At 63.6% G+C, this 19104-nt stretch carries 14 protein-coding genes; 10 read left to right on the top strand and 4 right to left on the bottom strand.

All coding sequences use genetic code 11. The features are described 5' to 3' along the window. The first annotated feature begins 19 nt into the window (after window positions 1-19). From secY to map, 3 genes are read left to right on the top strand one after another with little or no spacing between them, the layout of a single operon-like run. Window positions 20-1516, top strand: coding sequence for a preprotein translocase subunit SecY (gene secY, locus WKV53_RS09170; RefSeq protein WP_341404277.1), 1497 nt, complete (start codon window positions 20-22; stop codon window positions 1514-1516). 7 nt (window positions 1517-1523) lie between these two features. After that, complete coding sequence (locus tag WKV53_RS09165) at window positions 1524-2186, top strand: adenylate kinase family protein (protein WP_341404276.1); 663 nt, start codon at window positions 1524-1526, stop codon at window positions 2184-2186. Further along, a complete protein-coding gene (gene map / locus WKV53_RS09160) occupies window positions 2170-2952 on the top strand; it encodes a type I methionyl aminopeptidase (protein ID WP_375341828.1) in 783 nt (260 codons plus the stop codon). The genes WKV53_RS09165 and map overlap by 17 nt, the downstream gene beginning before the upstream one ends. A gap of 6 nt (window positions 2953-2958) precedes the next feature. Here map and WKV53_RS09155 read toward each other — a convergent pair whose 3' ends face one another. Continuing rightward, entirely contained in the window at window positions 2959-3267 is a 309-nt protein-coding gene (locus tag WKV53_RS09155; RefSeq protein ID WP_341404274.1) for a putative signal transducing protein, read from the bottom strand. 71 nt (window positions 3268-3338) lie between these two features. Then, entirely contained in the window at window positions 3339-4403 is a 1065-nt protein-coding gene (locus tag WKV53_RS09150) for an N-acetylmuramoyl-L-alanine amidase family protein (protein WP_341404273.1), read from the bottom strand. 157 nt (window positions 4404-4560) lie between these two features. Between WKV53_RS09150 and WKV53_RS09145 the strand changes: the two genes are divergently transcribed. The 3 genes from WKV53_RS09145 (at window position 4561) to WKV53_RS09135 (ending at window position 10070) form a co-directional block, all read left to right on the top strand. Beyond that, window positions 4561-5406 carry an SMP-30/gluconolactonase/LRE family protein gene (locus WKV53_RS09145; protein ID WP_341404272.1) on the top strand — a complete coding sequence of 282 codons (846 nt, stop codon included), beginning with the start codon at window positions 4561-4563 and terminating at the stop codon, window positions 5404-5406. Window positions 5407-5475: 69 nt separating this feature from the next. Further along, a complete protein-coding gene (locus WKV53_RS09140; protein ID WP_341404271.1) occupies window positions 5476-8610 on the top strand; it encodes a DUF1553 domain-containing protein in 3135 nt (1044 codons plus the stop codon). Beyond that, the gene (locus WKV53_RS09135; protein WP_341404270.1) at window positions 8607-10070 is read left to right on the top strand and encodes a DUF1501 domain-containing protein; all 1464 of its coding nucleotides are present in this window, start codon (window positions 8607-8609) and stop codon (window positions 10068-10070) included. Before WKV53_RS09140 ends, WKV53_RS09135 begins: the two co-directional genes overlap by 4 nt. Window positions 10071-10074: 4 nt before the next feature. On the opposite strand, the gene WKV53_RS09130 is transcribed toward WKV53_RS09135, so the two are convergent. After that, on the bottom strand, window positions 10075-11160 hold the full coding sequence (locus tag WKV53_RS09130; protein ID WP_341404269.1) for an SAM hydroxide adenosyltransferase: 1086 nt from the start codon (window positions 11158-11160) through the stop codon (window positions 10075-10077). 48 nt (window positions 11161-11208) lie between these two features. Then, window positions 11209-11997: an indole-3-glycerol phosphate synthase TrpC gene (gene trpC, locus WKV53_RS09125; protein ID WP_341404268.1), complete on the bottom strand. Its 789-nt coding sequence runs from the start codon at window positions 11995-11997 to the stop codon at window positions 11209-11211. 147 nt (window positions 11998-12144) lie between these two features. On the opposite strand from trpC, the gene WKV53_RS09120 reads away from it, so the two are divergent. From WKV53_RS09120 to WKV53_RS09105, 4 genes are all read left to right on the top strand, one after another. Next, window positions 12145-12804 carry a response regulator gene (locus tag WKV53_RS09120; RefSeq protein WP_341404267.1) on the top strand — a complete coding sequence of 220 codons (660 nt, stop codon included), beginning with the start codon at window positions 12145-12147 and terminating at the stop codon, window positions 12802-12804. Between the two features lie 81 nt (window positions 12805-12885). After that, window positions 12886-13866, top strand: a complete 981-nt coding sequence (locus tag WKV53_RS09115) for an acetoacetate decarboxylase family protein (RefSeq protein ID WP_341404266.1) — start codon at window positions 12886-12888, stop codon at window positions 13864-13866. A 7-nt stretch (window positions 13867-13873) separates the two neighbouring features. After that, entirely contained in the window at window positions 13874-16900 is a 3027-nt protein-coding gene (locus WKV53_RS09110; protein WP_341404265.1) for an ATP-binding protein, read from the top strand. Continuing rightward, the gene (locus tag WKV53_RS09105) at window positions 16884-19100 is read left to right on the top strand and encodes an NAD(P)-binding protein (RefSeq protein ID WP_341404264.1); all 2217 of its coding nucleotides are present in this window, start codon (window positions 16884-16886) and stop codon (window positions 19098-19100) included. The genes WKV53_RS09110 and WKV53_RS09105 overlap by 17 nt, the downstream gene beginning before the upstream one ends. Window positions 19101-19104: the final 4 nt, after the last annotated feature.

Here is a 19104-nt window from a genome sequence, read left to right as displayed (position 1 = left end):
TGCAGCCTACCGCTTCCCCATGATCTCCGCTTTCGCGAACACTTGGAAGGTGCCGGAACTCCGGGACCGCATTCTCTTCACCCTGGCGATGATCATCATCGTCCGCCTTGGCACCCACATCACGTTGCCCGGGGTGGATTCCTCGGTGATCGAGAAGTGGATGGCTGATGCCGCAAAGACCGACGGTGGCAATGCCTTTGGCGCCATGCTCACCATCTTCGCGGGTGGCGGTCTCCAGAAGGCCGGTATCTTCGCGCTGGGGATCATGCCCTACATTTCGGCATCGATCATGGTGCAGCTCATGACCGCGGTGGTGCCGAAGCTGGCCCGCCTTGCCCGTGAGGACGGCGGCCGCCAGAAGATCACCCAGTATACCCGCTACATCACGATCGTGATCGCGCTGGTGCAGGGCTATTTCATGGCGACCTCGCTGATGCATCCGGACCGCCTGTTCTACATGCGCGGCATCGATAATGCGGCGAAGTATGGCGTGCTGGTACCCGGAGCGGACCTCGCCTGGATCGCCCTCACCGTTCTTACGCTGGTCTCCGGCACCCTGCTGCTGATGTGGATCGGTGACCAGATGACCGAGCGCGGTCTCGGCAATGGTACCTCGATCATCATCACGGTGAACATCATTTCCGCCCTGCCCGGCGCCCTGGTCCAGACGTGGAAATTCTTCGTCACCGGCGAAAACGTGAATGCCTTCAGCTCGGTGAAGCTGGTGATCATGATCGCCATGCTGATCGTGGTGATTGCCGCCACCATCGCCCTCACCCAGGCCCAGCGCCGGATCGCGGTGCAGTATGCGAAGCGCGTCGTCGGCCGGAAGCAATTCGGCGGCCAGACCCAGTATCTGCCTCTCAAGGTCAACTACGCCGGCGTGATGCCGATCATCTTCGCGACGGCGATCCTTTCGCTGCCGACGATGATGATCTCCTGGATCGCCCGCGGTGAGACCTGGGCGATGAAGCTTCAGGAAGCCCTCGCGATGGGCAGCCTGTGGTACTACGTCCTCGGCGGCCTGTTCATCTTCTTCTTCTCCTACTTCTGGGTGGCGACCATGTTCCAGCCGTCCCAGATCTCCGAGGACCTGAAGCGCAATGGCGGCTACATCCCTGGCGTCCGCCCGGGCAAGCCGACGGCTGACTTCCTCGATTTCACGATGACCCGCCTGACCTTCGCGGGCGCCATCTTCCTCACCTTCGTGTTCGTGCTGCAACCGCTGGTCGGCCACCTGATCGGCCTGCCGCAGGGCTCGATGGTGCTCCAGTTCTTCGGCGGCACCAGCTTGCTGATCCTTGTCGGTGTGGTGCTCGATATCATGCGCCAGGTGGAGACCCACCTGCTGCAGCGCCACTACGACGGTTTCCTCCGGAAGGGCAAGATCAAGGGTCGCTACGATCGCCTTTCCCAGACCGGCAATGCCGCGTCCAGCACTGCACTCGTTTACCTGTGGGCCGTGATCGGCCTGCTCGTGGTCGTGGCCGCCGCGGCGTGGATCGCCAAAGCGTAACACGGCGATGTCGAAACAAGTCGTTCTCCTCGGTCCGCCTGCCTCCGGCAAGGGGACCCAGGGCCGTCGGCTGGCCGAGGACCTCGGCCTTGCCTACCTGAGCACGGGCGCGCTGCTGCGCTCGGCGGTAGAGCAGGGGACGGAACTCGGCAAACAAGCCGAGCCGATCCTAGCCCGCGGGGAATACCTGCCCGACTCGTTGATGTGCCCTATCATGGGCGAATGGCTCGCCAAGCAAACCGGCGGCTGGGTGCTGGATGGTTTCCCGCGCAGCGTCCCGCAGGCCGACTTCCTTGCCGGATGGCTTTCCGAGCACGGACTGAATCTCACGGCCGCGGTGCTGCTGGAGGTGCCGCTTGATGAACTTCTGGTGCGACTTGGCAACCGTATCGAGTGCCCGGAGTGCCGCTGGTCCGGCCGCCGCCAGGAGCTCAATCGTGCCGACCGCTGCCCGGAGTGTGGCGGCGTGACCGGCCCGCGCGCCGACGATACCCCGGCGAATTTCCGCTCGCGCCTTGCCGAGTATGAGGAGCACACGCTCCCGGTGGTGGCTCGCTATGAAAGCGAAGGCCTGCTGCGCCGCTTCGACGCGACCACGGGCGCGGACGATGTGGAGAAGCGCTTGGTCGAGTGCATCCGATCCCTCAAAGCTCATGGCCAGGCGGCATAAGATCCGAATCAAGTCACCGCACGAAATCGGGCGCATGCGCATCGCCGGCCAGACGGCCAGCGAGATTCTGATGGAGCTTGTGAAGGCCGTCGAACCGGGCCGTACGACGCTGGAGATCGACAAGCTTGCCGGCGAGTTGATGCGGCAGCGCGACTGCAAGAGCGCGGCCTTGGGCTACCGTGGCTATAGCGGCCAGATTTGCATTTCGGTCAACGAGGAGGTCGTTCACGGTATCGGCGGCCCGCGCAAGATTCAGCCCGGCGACTGCGTGACGATCGACGTCGCGATCGTCAAGGGAGGCTGGTTCAGTGACAATGCCATCACCGTGGCAGTCGGTGAAGTCACCGAGGAGACCCGGCGCCTGCTTGTCGCCACCGAAGAGTCCTTGTTCGTCGCGATTTCCCACGCCCGCGCTGGCAAGCGCTTGGCTGACCTTTGCGGGTCGGTGGAGGACTATGTAAAACCGCTCGGCTTCACCGTGGTTCGCGAATTTGTCGGCCACGGCGTCGGTCGCGACCTGCACGAAGAACCGCAGGTGCCGAACTACCGCCCGCAAGGCAAGAGCCCGATCCTCGAGCCGGGAATGACCCTGGCAATCGAGCCGATGGTGAATGCGGGCACGCATTCCGTCCGGATCCTCGACGACGGCTGGACGGTGGTGACTGCCGATGGCAAGCCCTCCGCGCACTTCGAGCACACCGTGCTGATCACCGAAGGCGAGCCCGAGCTGCTGACGTGGCGGGAGCGGGGCGTGCCCGGCTTGTGAGGTCACTCACGCGAGTTCTGCGCCGCAGTTCCAGCAGAGATCGAAGCTCCGCGGGTTGATTTCGCCACACGCGGGGCACAGGCAATCTTCGGTGGAAGCCTTTGCCGCCTGTTCGGCCGACTCGTGGAGGAGACCGATGGCACGGTCGTAGTCCTGATCATCCACGACGCAGAGCGCCGGACAGAAGGTCGGGATCGGGACCTCGAGGTGGGCGAGGGCCTCATTCCGGATAAAGGTGGGGATGCCAGCGCCCTCGAGAACGGCCTGATAGTGGGAGAGCCTGATCAGGGTACGTTCGCGCACGACTTCTTTCATCGTGCCCAATTTGCCAGAAGGATTCGAGGACGCAAGGGCGCGTCCGGTCCGGGCCCCCGCCGTGCTCGCGCTTACGGATTTGCCGCAGGGGACTTGGAGACCGCCTTGCTGTATCTGACCACAGCAAGCTGGATCGCCTTGGCGACCGTGTTGCGATAGGCCTCGCTGGCGATCAGGCGGGCTTCATATTCGTGCGTCATGAAGCCGCATTCGACCAGGATGGCGGGGTGCTTCACGCCGGTCAAGACACTGAAGCGGGCGCGCTTGATGCCGCGATCCAGGGTGTAGGATTTTCCGCTGTCCTTGTCCTTGAGGATGGTCAGGAGCGAGCCGTGGACGGCGGTGGCGAGGGCGACATTGCCGGAGTCGTGGCTATTGCCGGTGCGCATCTCGAAGTCGCTGGCATTGAGTCCGCGTCCGTAGTGGGCCACGCCGATGGGCGAGAGTGTGAAGGTTTCGATTCCGCGGGCCGAGCTGCCACCGGAATTGTGGTGAATGGAAATGAAGATCGCGTTTTCGTTCACCCCGTTGGCGATCTGGACCCGCTCCTGCAGCGTGAGGTAGCGGTCGCTCTCGCGGGTCATCAGGACCCTGTAGCCGGCGGTAGTGAGCATCCCCTTTAGACGGCTGCCGACATCGAGGTTGTAGGTGGCTTCCGTGCCCAAGCCATTGGTCGCGCCGGGATCCTTGCCGCCGTGGCCGGGATCGATGATCACCGTTTTGAAATTCCCGGCATCCGGGATGTAGTTCGGCCGCAGCACGGGATCCACCAGCTTGGTGAGGTCGATCCGCGACATCCAGAGGCGTCCGCCGTTTTCCTCGACCTGATAGCTGAAGACGAACTTCACGCCGTTCATCAGGCAATCCTGGGATCCGTTCTGAAGCTCCACCACCACGCCCTTGTCGACCGTCTCGCCGGTCTTGGGGTCTTTCACCATGACTGGCTTGTGGAGCACGCACTGGTTGCCGCTGCGTTTGACCGATTCGAAGCCGTAGAACTTCTTCATCCCGTCGACGCAGACGTAGTCGCGACCGTTGATCTGCTTGGTCTCCCACTGCGCATGTGCCGCGGGAGCAGCCCCCAGCCACGCAAAGAGCACAGCCAGCAGGAGCGGAATCGAAAATCGGTTCGGCATGATGAGGTTTTTCGGGGCGTGTCGCGGGGAGACCTAGGGAATAGCGGATTTCCGGGGGTATGACAAATCCGTTTTCTTCGGACAAAACGTCGGCGGGTCCCGATGTTGCCTGAGCTTTTTCTTTTCCCGTCGCCGTCCGCGCCTACGGTCCCGCCGCGTGACCATCGAAACCGTCGGAAACTACCGCGCCCAGTGGGGTGAAGGCCCCCTGTGGTGGAAGGATTCGCTCCTGTATGTGGACATCGAAAAGCACCGCGTGGTGCGTTTCAACCCGGCCACCGGCGAGGAGCAGACCTGGGAGGTGGGCGAGCGCGTGGGGACGGTGGTGCCGCGCGAGGCGGGTGGATTTGTGATCGCGGGGGACAATGGCTTTCATCTCCTAGGCGAGGATGGCCGCCTGACCGCGCTCGGTGATCCGGAGCCGGACAAGGCCGACAACCGCTTCAATGATGGCAAATGCTCGCCGGACGGCCGCTTCTTCGCCGGCACCATCAGCCTGGTGAAAAAGACCGGCGATGCGATGCTCTACCGCCTCGATCCCGACCTGACGATCCACGAGAGCTTCGGCCCGGTGACGAATTCGAATGGCATCGTGTGGAGCGCGGACGGCCGCACCGTTTATTACATCGATACTCCGCGGAAGGAGGTCCTCGCTTTTGACTACGAAGCGGGGCATCTGACGAATTTGCGGAGCGTGGTTTCCACCGCGCATTACGAGTGGTCGCCGGATGGCATGACCATCGACGCCGATGGCAACCTGTGGATCGCGTTCTGCCACGGGGCCTGTGTTTGCTGCTTCAGCCCGGAGAGCGGACAGGAGCTGCGGAAGATCGACCTGCCGTGCCTGGAAACGACCGCCTGTGCCTTCGGCGGACCGGATTTGGCCGATCTCTACGTCACCACTGGAGTGCACAAAAGCGTCGAGGAAGCCGACGCCGGTCGCCTCTTCGTGATCCGCGGGCTGGGGGTGAAGGGACTGCCGGCGAACGGCTTCGCGGGTTAGCCGATTTGGGTGAATCTCGCCGTCTTGTGAAACGAGCGGCATTCTGATTGGGTAGAAGTCGCGATCTTAATGTCGCGATTTCTGATCATTCCTGCGCTTTTTGTCGCACCTGCCATAGCGGCGGAGCGGCCGATCTCGTATGCCTTCGATGTCCGGCCCGTCCTTTCCGACAAGTGTTTCGCCTGCCACGGGCCGGATGCATCGAAGCGCGATTCCGGGCTGCGGCTCGACAATCCCGATGGTGCCTACGGCCCGCTGAAGGATTCGCCGGGCAGCGCGATCGTGCCGGGTGATCCGACGAAATCGGTGGCTTGGAAGCGGATCCTTTCCAAGGACCCGGAGGTGGTGATGCCGCCGCCGAAGTCGCACCTCTTCCTCAGCGATGGTGAGAAAGGCGTGATCCGGAAATGGATCGAGCAGGGCGGCAAATACGAGCCGCACTGGGCATTCCAGCCATTGCCGGAGTCGGTGGCCGTGCCGGCGCCGAAGGACGCCGCGTGGCCGCAGCAGGAGATCGACCGCTTCGTGCTAGCCCGCCTCGAGAGTGAGGAACTGGTTCCTTCGCCTGCCGCTGATCCGCTTCGTTGGCTGCGCCGGGCGACGCTGGATCTAACAGGTCTGCCTCCGGGTCCGGAAGAGATCGCGGCTTTTCGGCAGAACCCCGACAAGGCCGCGGCGGTGGATCGCCTGCTTGCGACCCCGCGCTTCGGTGAGCACTTCGCGGTGCGGTGGCTGGATGCGGCGCGCTACGCCGACTCGTATGGCTATCAGGCTGACGCTTTGACCGCCTTCTGGCCATGGCGTGATTGGGTGATCCGCTCGCTGAACTCGAACCTGCCGATCGATCAATTCATCACCTGGCAGGTGGCGGGGGATTTGTTGCCGGACGCGACTCGTGAGCAGCAACTCGCCACGACCTTCAACCGCCTTCATCGCCTGACGATGGAAGGCGGCTCGGTCGCACAGGAGTTCCTGGTCGAGAACATGGCCGATCGCGTCCAGACCTTCGGCTCGGTCTTCCTCGCGCTGACGATGGAGTGCTGCCGCTGCCACGATCACAAGTACGACCCGATCGCGATGCGGGACTACTACTCGCTCGGCGCGTTCTTCAATTCGATTCCCGAGCGCGGCTTCTATAGCAGCGGCAGCGTCCAGCCATCGCCGACCTTGCTGCTGCCGAACGAGGGGCAGGAAAAGAAACTCACCGATGCCAATGTGGCTGCCGTTGCCGCGTTCGCTGCCGTGGAGAAGCGCATGTCGGAATCCGATGGTGACTTCGAGGCATGGCTGGCCACGTCGCCGGGACTGCCTGCGGTCGATCTGGTGTCCCATCTCACCTTCGATGGCGAAGGGCTGGCCTCGCAATTGAAGGACGAAGCGGGCGCCCCGAATGCGGATGGCAATGGTCTGCCGCGCGTGCCGGGCAAGTCCGGAGCGGCGGTGCGACTGGATGGCGATACCGGGGTTGATCTGGCGAACCGACTCGCCTTTGAGCGCTGCGATCCATTCACGGTCGATATCGTCTTGCGGGATACTTTGGCCAATCCGGCTTCAACGCTGGTTCTTCATCGCAGCTCGGGAACGGATGTCGGCTACAATGGCATTGAGCTGCGTCTCGCGGGCGGCCGCATCGAGGCGATGATTGTCCGTGATTGGCCGGGCAATGCGATCGGTGTGAAGACCATCCAGGGAATCCCGCGCGATCAATGGGCCCGGGTGACTTGGACCTACGATGGATCTAGTAGCGCGCGCGGGCTGCGGTTGTTCCTCGATGGCCAGCCCATGGAAACCGAGGTCACGGCGGACTCGCTGGTGAAGTCCACGGCCTTCGACAATCACGGTGGCTTACCGGCCGTCATCGGGCAGCGCTTCCGCGACCGCGGCTTTAATGGCGGCGAGATTGATGACCTGCGAATCTGGAAGCGCGAGCTCGCGCCTCTGGAGGTTGCGGCATTGCAGGACCCGGCGAAATGGGCGGCGGCGCTTGCAGGTTCCGGCGCGCAACGGACGGCGCTCAAGGCCGCATGGGTGCTTTCCACCGATGCGAGTTATCGCGAAGCACTAGTATCACTCCGCAATGCACGAGCCGCCGTGATAGGTGCCGAGAATCCCATCTTCGAAATCCCGACGATGCGGGATACGGAAGTTCCGCGGCCGTCCCACATTCTGGCCCGCGGTGCCTACGATGCTCCTCGTGGCAAGGAGAACGAGGTGAACCGCGATACCTTCGGCCAGATCCTGATTCCCTTTCCAAAGGATGCGCCGCGCAACCGCCTCGGTCTCGCACGGTGGCTGACGGATCCGCGCCACCCCCTGACTTCGCGGGTGTTCGTCAATCGCATCTGGGCGAATTTCTTCGGTGCCGGCATCGTGGAAACGTCCGACAATTTTGGCCTGCAAGGGTCGCTGCCGAGCCATCCGGAGCTGCTTGACTGGATGGCGCGCGACTTCGTTTCCCACGGCTGGGATCTCAAGCGGCTGTGCCGGTCCATCGTGCTCAGCGCGACCTACGGTCAGGATAGTAGAATGCGCCCGGATCTTCGGGAGCGCGATCCCTCGAATCGGCTGCTGGCCCGCGGCCCATCGCGGCGGCTTTCGTCGGAGCAGGTTCGCGATCTCGCGTTGGCATCGTCCGGCTTGCTCCAGCAGCGCGATGGTGGCCCGCCGGTTTCGCCGTATCAACCGGGCGGTGACCTGTGGCGCGAGTCGAATTCGATGTCGCCCGCTTATCACCAATCCAAAGGCGCTGATCTCTATCGCCGCTCGCTCTACTCGGTGTGGAAGCGCACCGCGCCGCTGCCGAACATGCAGGCCTTCGACAGTCCGACCCGCGAGGTCTGCACGATCCGCAGGCCGCAGACGAACACTCCCTTGCAGGCGCTGGTGCTGCTCAATGACGTGCAGTTCCTTGAGGCGGCCCGAGCGCTGGCAACGAAGGTGCAGCCGCTGCCCGCTGAACAACGGCTTGCGGCGGCCTTCACTGCCTGCGCCTCGCGTCCTCCTACTGATCTTGAAGCGAAGTTGCTGGGCGAGCTTCAGGCTGAGCAACTCGAACAGTTCAAAGCCAACCCCGAGGACGCGAAGAAATACCTGACCCAAGGCGAAAGCCCGGCAGGTCGCGACCTTGATCCCGTCGAAACCGCCGCGCTCACCGTAACCTGTTCGGCCATCCTAAACCTCGACGCTTCCGTGTGGAACCGATGAATCCTACCCTTGATTCGTTTTCCGGGCTAACGCGCCGCCACTTCTTCAAGGCCGGAGCCACGGGCATCGGTGGGGCCGCGCTGGCCTCGATGTTCGGTGAAAGTCTGCGGGCTGCCGCTCCACCGACCTTCGCGCCGAAAGCCAAACGCATCATCTACCTCTTCCAATCCGGCGGACCGGCGCAGCAGGATCTTTTCGACTACAAGCCGCTGCTCAATGAGAAGAACGGCCAGCCCTTGCCCGATCACGTTCGCGGCACGCAGCGGCTCACCGGCATGTCGGCGCAGCAGGCATCGATCCCGCTGGCGGGCAGTCATTTCAAGTTCCAGCAGCACGGCCAATCGGGCGCGTGGGTCTCCGAGCTCATGCCGCATACCGCGGCGATCGCGGACAAGCTGTGCTTCGTGAAGTCGATGTTCACGGACGCGATCAACCATGATCCGGCGATCACCTTTTTCCAGACCGGCTCGCAGATCGCGGGCCGTCCGTCGATGGGATCATGGCTATCGTATGGCCTCGGCTCGGACAATGCGAACCTGCCGGATTTCATCGTGCTCGTTTCGGCGGGGCAGGGGGACCAGCCGCTGTATGCGCGGCTGTGGGGAAATGGATTCCTCGACTCGAAGTATCAGGGCGTCCAATTCCGCTCGGGGAAGGATCCGGTGCTCTACCTCTCGAATCCCGATGGCATTTGCCAGTCCGGTCGCCGGGCTATGCTCGACAAGCTGTCGGCACTCAACCGCGCACAGTTCGAAAGCGAGCTCGATCCCGAGATCGAATCGCGCATCGCCCAGTACGAAATGGCCTACCGCATGCAGACGAGCGTGCCGGACGTGACCGATCTCTCCAGCGAGCCGGAGAGCGTCTACCAGCTCTACGGGGAAGATAGTAGGAAGCCGGGAACCTTCGCGGCGAATTGCCTGCTCGCCCGGCGTCTGGCCGAGCGCGGCGTGCGGTTCATCCAGCTCTACCACCAGGGCTGGGATCAGCACGATAACCTGCCGTCCGCCATTCCCGGCCAGTGCCAGGAAACCGATCGGGCTTCCGCAGCTCTAGTCCGTGACTTGGAACAGCGCGGCCTCCTCGAAGACACGCTGGTCATCTGGGGTGGCGAGTTCGGGCGCACCTCCTACTCGCAGGGCAAGCTGACGAAGGACAACTACGGTCGCGATCACCACCCGCGCTGCTTCACGATCTGGATGGCCGGCGGCGGTGTGAAGCCGGGCATGACCCACGGCCATACCGATGCGTATGGCTACAACATCGCCGATGCCGACGGCAATCCACTCACGGCCGACAAGCACATCTACACGCCCGGCGCGGTCCACGTGCATGACCTGCAGGCGACCATCCTGCACCTCATGGGCATTGATCACACCGCGCTGACGTTCCTTCACCAAGGCCGCCGCTACCGGCTGACCGACGTGCACGGACACGTGGTGAAGGAGATCGTGGCCTAGGGGGTCATTGGCCCTCGCTGGGCTCGGCCTTCGGCTCCTCTTTCGGCTCTTCCTTAGGGGCGGGGGAGAGCGTTACACGATCGCCATTCTTCACTTGGAGGGCTTCCGCGGCATTGCCGCTATTGATGACAATCGCCACCCAGCCGTCGGGCGTGACATAGACGGCGGCCTTACCTTCCTCCACGTCCGTGTGATAGAGCGCGACGGTGGCTTCAAGCTGCGTGCCGCCCTTCACGATCACCTTGTCGCCGACCTTGAGGCCCAGCGTATCGAGATCGGCGGAGACCAGGTTGCTGGAGAGATTACCGAAGCTCGCGGAGACGAAGGTGATCTTGCCGGCCAGCCCGCCTTCCACCTTGGTGGCGGTGCTTTCCCGCGCGGGCGGGCGGACGGTGCCGTCCTTGTCCCGGTCCTGCTCCGGCACGGTGCCATCGACCCAGCTGTCGACCGCGAGCACGGCGTTGTAGCGCTCGATCGCGGAGACATTGCAGTGCCCCGGCCGCTTGACCTCCCAGAGCGCGGTGCTCTCGACACTGGCCTTCTCGCGATAGTGGCTTGGGTGATCGAGTTCGGTCTCGTTGGTCAGGAAAAGGATGGGCACCTTCGGCTTCCAGGAAAGCGTCTCGTAGTAGGCACCGGTTTCGCGATTGCCGAGATAGGCGCCGATCGCGACCACGCCGTGGAGATTGTCGATGGCACCTTCGGAAGCGAGGGTGCCAACCAGCCCTCCCATCGAGCTGCCGACCAGGATGCAGCGCTTCACTTCGCCCTTGGAGCTGGCGACATGATCGCGCAGCGCCTTCAGGTCGAGGATGGCATCCTCGATGATCCAGCCATTGCGCCGGTAGCTGGTGGACGCGATCGCCCAGCCTCTCTCTAACAGCGGCTTCGCGAATCGTGGATCGATTTCGATGTCGGCCTTCAACGGCTCGTTCTCGGCACGATAGCCGTGAGCGATCATGACCAGCTTGCCCTGCCACTCCGGCGGAGCGGCGATCATGTACTTCGCTCCATCGATCTCGCCGGTCGTGATCTCCTGAGCGTGGAGATTGACGGCGAAGAGGACGGCGGCGAGCACGAGGGCTTTCACCCCGACATGCTATGGAAAGGCCGCCCGTGAAGGAAAGGGGGAAGTGACTTAAATCGCCCGGAGCGCCAGATATGCCTCGATTTCCTCGGCAGGATTATGAGCGCGCATCAGGGATTCTCCGATGAGCACCGCATTCGCGCCGGCATCGAGGGCTCGCTGCACATCTTCCGGTGTGCGCAAGCCGGACTCGGAAACGAGAATGACATCGTCGCCCACCTCGTCCGCCAATTCCTCGGTGGTCGCAAGGTCGATGTCGAAGGTCTTCAGGTTGCGGTTGTTGACGCCGATCAGATCGGCGCCGAGTTCGAGGGCCCGCTCCATTTCAGGGAAGTTGTGAACCTCGACCAGCACATCGAGTTGGAAGTCCTTCGCCTCGTTGTAGAGGCGCTTCAGAGTGTCGTCATCCAGCGCGGCGACGATGAGCAGGATGGCATCGGCCCCGGCGACGATCGCCTCGTGGATCTGCACCGGGTGGACGGTGAAGTCCTTGCGCAGCAGCGGGGCGTCCGAGAATTCGGAAATCTTCGAGAGGTAGCTGAGCGAGCCTTGGAAATACTTCTCGTCGGTCAGGATGGAGAGGCAGGAGGCTCCGCCGTCCAAGTAGCGCTTCGCCTGCCGGATCGGGTCGAAATTCGGGTCGATCAGGCCGACCGAGGGGGAGGCCTTTTTCACCTCCGCGATCACACCGAGGCGGTCCGGGCCGAGGTCGAGGGCCGTGCGGAAGCCGCGGAACTCATTGCGCTGCAACGCGGCGGCGCGCAGGTGGCCGGCGCGGGCGAGCAGCGCTTCGACTTCCTGATGCTTGGTGGCGATGATCTCGGCGAGCTTGTCGGACATGGCGGGCGCGGGAGGAAAAACCAGAACGCCCGCCGCGGAAAGCCGAAAGACCGCCCTCCGGGGCGGGACCGCCGGGGACTTGAAGGCGAGGGGTGCGGTTTTCCCTGTCCCCCCGTGGCGGCCGTCTGATAGAGGATCGGGTGACTCATGCCCCCTCCGGTAGCCAAGCGAGACCTGCTCATCGTGGACGACCATCCGATCATCACCCTGGCGGTGAAGTCATTGGTCGAGACCATGCTCACCGGCTACATGCCGCATACCGTCCACACCGTGGCAGATGCGCTGGTCATGATAGAGAAGTGCAAGCCCGCCGTGGCGGTGGTGGACATCTCCCTGCCGGACGGCGACGGGCTGGATCTCATTCGCCGGATCAAGGACGCCGCGCCCTCCTGTGCGGTGCTGGTGTTCAGCATGCAGAACGAACTGCACTACGGTGCGCGGGCGCTCAAGGCCGGTGCCAACGGCTACCTCATGAAGGGTGACAAGGTCTCGGCGGTGGTCGAGGCGATCCGCAAGATCGAGTCCGGCGGGATCTACGCGTCACCGGCCCTGACCGAGGAGCTGATGCGCAGCGTTTCCAAGCCCGCCCATACCGGCATCGAAACCTTCAGCGACCGGGAGTACCAGGTCTTCCGCGTGCTGGCGGAAGGGCACTCGACCAAGGAGATCGCGCTGCGGCTGAAGATCAGCACCAAGACCGTGGATAGCCACATCGAGCACATGAAGGGCAAGCTCGGCAGCGCGAACAAGACCGAGCTATTGCTCAAGGCGCGCGACTGGCTGAGGTCGACCCAGGGTGGGGGATAGGTTTACAAAGTTCTCGATTGGCCGCGGTGCGGAGTTTTTGTTAGTTGTCATGTTCGATCTTGCCGGATCGTCCCGCCCCCAATGATTCCCTATACCGAGCGAGACACGGACCTGAACTTCCGTCCCCCTTATCGAATCACCGGCGTCGAGGCGCTGTCAGCGGTTCGCAAGATCGATACGGCTGCGGCGCAGCAGTGGCTGGATGAGACATTGAATTGGCGGCCGCAGGGAGAAGACGTGACGCCGAAGTTCACCGCCCTGCCGATCGCCTTCGTGATCTTCATGCACATGAAGTCGATGTGCTCGATCAATCCGCCGCACGATGCATGGGGAGCCACGTCCGAATCGGAAATGGTGGTGACCCTGCCGGTCCTGGAGTGGGACAACGAAGGATTCCCGTCCCTGCCGAAGCTGAAGTTTTACCCGATCGTGCTGTGCCTCGATTCCGGGCCGGCGCTCATCAGCGGGCGTGAGGTTTTCGGATTCCCCAAGATGCTGGGGAAAGTCGAGATCGGGCCCGATGGCGGCGTGGTCCATACCGAGGTGTGCCGGAAGCCGGGAGAAGCCACCACGGACAAAAATGGCCTGCTGCTCTCGCTGCGGCGGGAGAAGGCCAGCGGGCCTGCCTCCATCCCGGACTCCTTCAGCAAGGGCCTGGCGGAGATGGTGAAGGACGAGCTGTTAGGCGAGATCGATGACAGCGTGCTGGGCCATTTGCTAAACCTGAACCCGGCGCGCAAGGTGCTGAATTTCACCTTCAGGGGAGTGGTGGACCTGTTCGAGGGGCTGGAGATCGGGCAGGAGTTCGTGTTCCTGAAGCAGTTCCGCGACGTCGAGAATCCGGATCGCGCCTGCTATCGTGCGGTGGCGGAATGCGTGCTCGAGTTTTCCCATCTCACGAGCATGAGCCGTGAGAGTGGCGACTGGGAACTAGAAGTGCCGGAGTGGTACAGCAGCCGCCTGCTGAAGAAAATCGGCGTGGAAAGCGGGCCGATTGGCGCTCCGATCAGATCGGAGTTCCAGATCGACCTGTCGCTTGGCAAAACCCTCTGGACCAGTTGAAGCAGAGATGTCCGGAGAAGATCGCATACCCGACCAACCGTCCGCTTGGGAAATCTGGCGGCATGAAGCGGATGATGCCTGCACCCGGCTTCCCGGTGAGGCTGGTGACGCGGCGGACCTCCTGAAGGTGCTGCTCGCAGAGGCGACGGTTCTGTTAGAAAAGGACGCCGCGGCGCTGCTGGCCTTGCGCTCCGGGCGTGCGGGCAGTGAGCCGGTGTCGCAATTGCTCGAAGGCCTGGCGGCGATGGGGCTCGATGGCTTGATCATGGACGAGCGGACGGCGGCGCAGCTGCCACCGCCGTATCGCGCCGAGCGCATTGGTTTCCTGCCGGGCATCCTTTCCGAGCCCTTCTGTGCGCACCGGCTCGAGGTGCGGACGGCGGCGCTGCAAATAGTCGAGGCACCTGCGCGTGCGCTGCTATGGGAGAAGCTGCAGGAGCGGATCGAGGCGCAGGGAGATGGGCTGCTGCGCGTGTCGATTTCCGGTCCCGCCGGTGCGGGGAAGTCGCATGTGATCGGAGCGCTGGCGGCTTGGCTCGCTTCGCGGGGCAAGGAGGTGGCTCGTGTGTCCTGCCTGCCGACGGATGTGCCCGGCACCTTTGCGGCATGGCGTTCGCTGCTTGGTCAATTCGGCGGCGATGACTTGTCCGCGGCGATCGCGGCAACCGGCGCGGCGCTGACCCTGGACGAGAAGCTGGTGAAGAATCTCGTGCGCTTCCTTTCCGAGCCGGTCCACGCCGACACGGACGAGAGTGGGCTTTCCCCGCTCCAGTACAAGGACATCCTTCCCGCGTTCATTGCCGGCGTCTTGGCGCGGTTGGTGGCGGGGAGGCCATGTGCGGCGATCATCGATGACATCCAGTGGATGGATGAGGGCAGCCACGGCGTGACGGAGGCGCTGGAGCATGCCGGAGTGCCACTGCTGCTGGTGCTGGGACGACGCGGACAGCCGGTGCCGGAAGACATCGTGCTGGGTCCCATGTCGGTGGAAGAGCACCGCAAGCTGCTGGCGGAGCTGTCCGGACATGCGGAGATCACGGATGCGCTGAATGAGGAGATCCACCGCATCTCCGGCGGGCTGCCGCTGGTGTCGCGGGAAGTCCATTCGATGCTGAGCCAGCGTCGGCGTCTCATCGCGATGGGTGGCACGCTTGATCTCGCGCCTGCGGATTCCTCGGCGGAGTCGCTGCACGAGACGCCGCTGACCGGGCGCTTCCGCGATCTCTCGCCGCGGCTGCGTTCGTTGCTCGGTGCCTGTGCGATCTGGCGGGAACCTTTCACCAAGGAGCAGGCGGAGACGACGGCCAAGGCGTGCAGTCCTGGAATCGAGTTCGAGACGTGCTGGGCATCGCCGCTGTTAGGCGAGTTCATCGTCGCCACTCCGGGCGCGACGGGGCGCTTTTCATTCTACCATGACTTGCTGCGGGAGGCCGCGCTGTCCTTGATGGCGGATCGTGACCGGGCCATGGGCCACGGGGCTGCGCTCGAGTGGATGACCGCACGGCCGCTGCGGGATTTGTCGCCTGCCGAGGCCGCCTTTCACGCGCGTGAGTCGGGTCGCGACGACGTGGCGGTGGAGTTGTTCGACCGTGCGGCGCGGGCGGCCCTGGGGCGCTTCGCCTTGCGGGAAGCACGCGAGGCAGCGCGGGCGGCGCTGGATCTGGATCGCGTGAACGAGCACTCGGGTGATCCGGTTGCGATCGCCCAACGCGCCCGCCGCTATCAGATCGAGGGAGAGGCGGCTTTCCACTGGGGCATGGTCGAGGATGCCGCGGGTCTGTTAGAAAAGGCGCTGGTGCTTTACCGGGTGAGTCCGGAAGCGGGGGTATTCCCCATCAAGGCGGGCATGCTGCTGCGCCACATGTGGCTCTTCGTCACGGGCAAGCCGTGGGTCGACAAGACCGTCTCACCGGTGCGGGAAGGCGCGGCGCGCACGGCGCTGATGCTGGCGGAAATCGCCTATTTCCAGAATGACCAGAAGCGCTCCGCCGACTGCTGCGTCACTGCTCTCGACCTCGCGTCGAAGAATGGCGAGAGCGCGATGCTGGCGTCGCTGTGCGCGGCGATTGCCTGCCCGCTGTCCGGCAAGCGGCCACGCTGGCTGGCGGAGCGCTACCGCAATATCGCGCGGCGGATGATCGCGCGGGTCGGCGATCACACCGAGCAGACCTACATCGAGCACGTCGGCTGTCTGGTCGACCTCGACAAGACACGCTGGCCTCAAGCGGCCGAGCGAGCCGCCGGCAATGTGGCCTACTGGAAATCCCACGGCCATGGCCGCCGTGTTGAGGAGGCGGCGACGCATGCCTTCTTCGTCGATTATTTCCGCGGCGAACTCGAGCGCGCGGCCGGATGGTCGCGCGTGCTACAGGACTCCGCCTCGAAGCGCACCGACCGCCAGTCGCGGACGTGGGCGGCGATGATGGGCAGCCTGCATGCCCTTGCCAGTCTCGGGACCAAGGAGGCCGAGGCGCATTGCAAGAAGGTGCCGGTGCACGGAGGCGATGCGATCACGCAGTCATCGATCCACGTGATGCGCGCGATGTGTGCGTGGCGCTCCGGCAATCCGTGGCAGGCGATGGAATGCCTGCGCGATGCGGAGGACCTGGCCGGCCAGCATCCGCCGGTCTCCTCGACACAGTTCCTGCTGGCGGATGCCGCGGTCCTGTTAGGCGAGATGCGTTCATGGGGCCCGCCTGAATTGGAAGCCGATCCAATGTTCGGCGGGCTGGTAGAGCGTTTCATGAAACGCGCCGCCGCCTTCGCGAAAAGTTTCTCCCTGGGTGGTGCGATCCTTCACTGCGCCCGTGGCCTGCATGGCCCGGGCGGGGGGAAGGAGTTTGTGGCCGCGGAAAGCGCGGCACAGCGGTTGGGAGCGGATTTCTTGAAAGCCCGCGCACGTTGTTATCACGCGCTGAAATCACCCGTTTCGGCGCGGCTTCAGGATGGACTGACCCTATTGGAAAAATGTGGTGCAAGCGCGGAGGCCGCGTTTTTCCAGCAACTCGCCTCCCGCCATGATCGATTCCCGTGAACACATAGTCATCCTCGGCGGCGGCGTCGGGGGATGTGCCGCCGCCTACTGGCTGACTGCTACCCCGGAGCTGCGCGCGAAGTATCGCGTCACGCTCTACCAGACCGGTTGGCGACTCGGTGGCAAGGGGGCCAGCAGTCGTGGCGAAAGCGACCAGCACCGCAGCGAGGAACACGGGCCGCATGTCTGGTTCGGCTTCTATGAGAATGCCTTCAAGACGCTGCGCGGGGCGATGGAGGAGCACCAGCGGCTCGGCTACACGATCGGGCGCTTCAATACGATCGATGATCTCTTCATGAAGGCGCACGAAGGCGTCTTTTATCACCACGACGAGGCGGCGAACAAATGGGAGCCGTGGAAGATGACCTTGCCGGAGTATGCGGGTGAGCCGGGTGATGGCACGCCGTGCCCGGACATCCGTTCGAATCTGTGGCGCATGGCCGACCACCTCGCGCTCAACCTCAGCAAGGTCGGAGCGTTCGGCCCCATCGCGACGCGATTCCTCAAGGTGATGGAGAAGATTCTCGGCCGCAGCGTGGCGTGGCAGAAGGCGATGACCTGTCCGGTCGGCGTCGATCCCGGCGATCCGAGCGGCTGGGCGAGCTACCTCTCCCGTCGGTTGGTGCATCTTGCGGGTGACGAGCGTCATTGGTATGGCGAGCCCTTGATCGGCCGCGGCTTCAAGCTGCTGCTCGACTACGTCGGCTGGAAGCTGCGCCGCATGAAAAAACGGGCGAAGACGAGCGCGGAGATCCGCGAGCTGTGCATCGCGGATCTTTATCGCACGTGCTTGCGCGGTGCGTTGGTCGATCTGTTGCTTCGCGACGAGATGTTCCGCCAGCTGGACCAGCATGAATTCCTCGCGTGGCTGAAGATGCATGGCGCGGGTTTCCACACGGTGAAGGAGTCTCCTTTCCTACGCGGCTATTACGATACGCCGTTCGCCTTCTCCAAGGGTCAGGCGCACGATACGAACAATGCCAACTTTGCCGCCGGTGCCGCGCTGCGCGGTTTCTTCCGCATCTTCTTCGGCTACAAGGGCTGCTACGTGCATCGCATGAACCTCGGCATGGGCGAGTGCGTGTTCATCCCTCTCTATCGCGTGCTGAAGGAACGGGGAGTCCGCTTTGAATTCTTCCATCGCGTCGAAGCACTCGAATCGAATGCCCTGGGCAATCGCGTCACCAAGATTCGCATCAACAGGCAAGTCGATCTGGCGGCAGGAAAAGACCACTACGATCCAATCAAGCAGGTGGCCGTCCCGCAGGCTGACAAGCCGCCGATCATCTGGCCGGTGTGGCCGGAGAAGCCGATGGAAGACCAGCTGGATCCAGCCACGCTGCCGCCTGCGGATGATCCCGGGCTGGAGTCGCACTGGAGCACGCACACCAGCGGCACGGTGGAGCTGTATGATCGCATGGATCCCTCGGCCAATGGGCACGAGCGATTCGATCACGTGGTGCTGGCCATTCCGCCCGCGGCTCATCCGCATTTGGCGAAGGATTTGCTGAAGAGGGATACCCGCTTCCGGGTGATGGTGAGCACCGCGGAGACGATCCGCACCATCGCCGCCCAGTTCTGGTTCATCAATCAGGACGCGCTTGGGTGGCAGGGGCACGACTACTTCTGCGAGCTGGCCATGGCCGGTTCCGGACCGGATCCCTTCAACATCATCATCGAGGCGACGAACATCCTCAGGACCGAGGCGACTCCCGGTGCCAGTCACCTGCTCTACCTGTGCGGACCCGCCTCGAACGATCCGAACGAGCCCCCGGCCGACAGTGATCCGGGTTATCCGGCACGGGAGAAGGCGCGGGCGAAGGCGACGGCCCTGAAGTGGATCCAGGAAGAGGCCTCACTGTGGCCGGGCGTGTGTTATCCCAACACCAGCACCCTCGACCCGATGGCCCTCTATCATCCCGACAAGAATGCCACCGTCGAGCAGCGGCTCGACTGGCAGTACTTCCGGATGAACATCGACCCCGGCGAGCGCTACGTGCTCTCGACCAATACCTCCGCGCCGAATCGCCTGTGGCCGTGGGAAAGCGGCTTCAACAACCTGGTCTTCTCCGGCGACTGGTGCCGCAATTCCATCGACATCGGATGCGTCGAGTCCGCCGTCACTTCTGCGATGCTCGCGGCGCACCATCTGACCGGCTACCCGACCCGCGGCATGATCGACGGGCTGCAGTACGACTGACCTA

Source organism: Luteolibacter sp. Y139, from assembly GCF_038066715.1.
In the GTDB taxonomy this organism is placed as follows: domain Bacteria; phylum Verrucomicrobiota; class Verrucomicrobiia; order Verrucomicrobiales; family Akkermansiaceae; genus Haloferula; species Haloferula soli.
This window is presented reverse-complemented; position numbering and strand designations above follow the sequence as displayed.

Coding starts and splice junctions, on each gene's coding strand:
- WKV53_RS09140 (WP_341404271.1), top strand. CDS start 5,476: ATGTCGCGATTTCTGATCATTCCTGCGCTTTTTGTCGCACCTGCCATA.
- WKV53_RS09110 (WP_341404265.1), top strand. CDS start 13,874: ATGTCCGGAGAAGATCGCATACCCGACCAACCGTCCGCTTGGGAAATC.
- WKV53_RS09165 (WP_341404276.1), top strand. CDS start 1,524: ATGTCGAAACAAGTCGTTCTCCTCGGTCCGCCTGCCTCCGGCAAGGGG.
- WKV53_RS09155 (WP_341404274.1), bottom strand. CDS start 3,267: ATGAAAGAAGTCGTGCGCGAACGTACCCTGATCAGGCTCTCCCACTAT.
- secY (WP_341404277.1), top strand. CDS start 20: ATGATCTCCGCTTTCGCGAACACTTGGAAGGTGCCGGAACTCCGGGAC.
- WKV53_RS09115 (WP_341404266.1), top strand. CDS start 12,886: ATGATTCCCTATACCGAGCGAGACACGGACCTGAACTTCCGTCCCCCT.
- map (WP_375341828.1), top strand. CDS start 2,170: ATGGCCAGGCGGCATAAGATCCGAATCAAGTCACCGCACGAAATCGGG.
- WKV53_RS09150 (WP_341404273.1), bottom strand. CDS start 4,403: ATGCCGAACCGATTTTCGATTCCGCTCCTGCTGGCTGTGCTCTTTGCG.
- trpC (WP_341404268.1), bottom strand. CDS start 11,997: ATGTCCGACAAGCTCGCCGAGATCATCGCCACCAAGCATCAGGAAGTC.
- WKV53_RS09120 (WP_341404267.1), top strand. CDS start 12,145: ATGCCCCCTCCGGTAGCCAAGCGAGACCTGCTCATCGTGGACGACCAT.
- WKV53_RS09135 (WP_341404270.1), top strand. CDS start 8,607: ATGAATCCTACCCTTGATTCGTTTTCCGGGCTAACGCGCCGCCACTTC.
- WKV53_RS09105 (WP_341404264.1), top strand. CDS start 16,884: ATGATCGATTCCCGTGAACACATAGTCATCCTCGGCGGCGGCGTCGGG.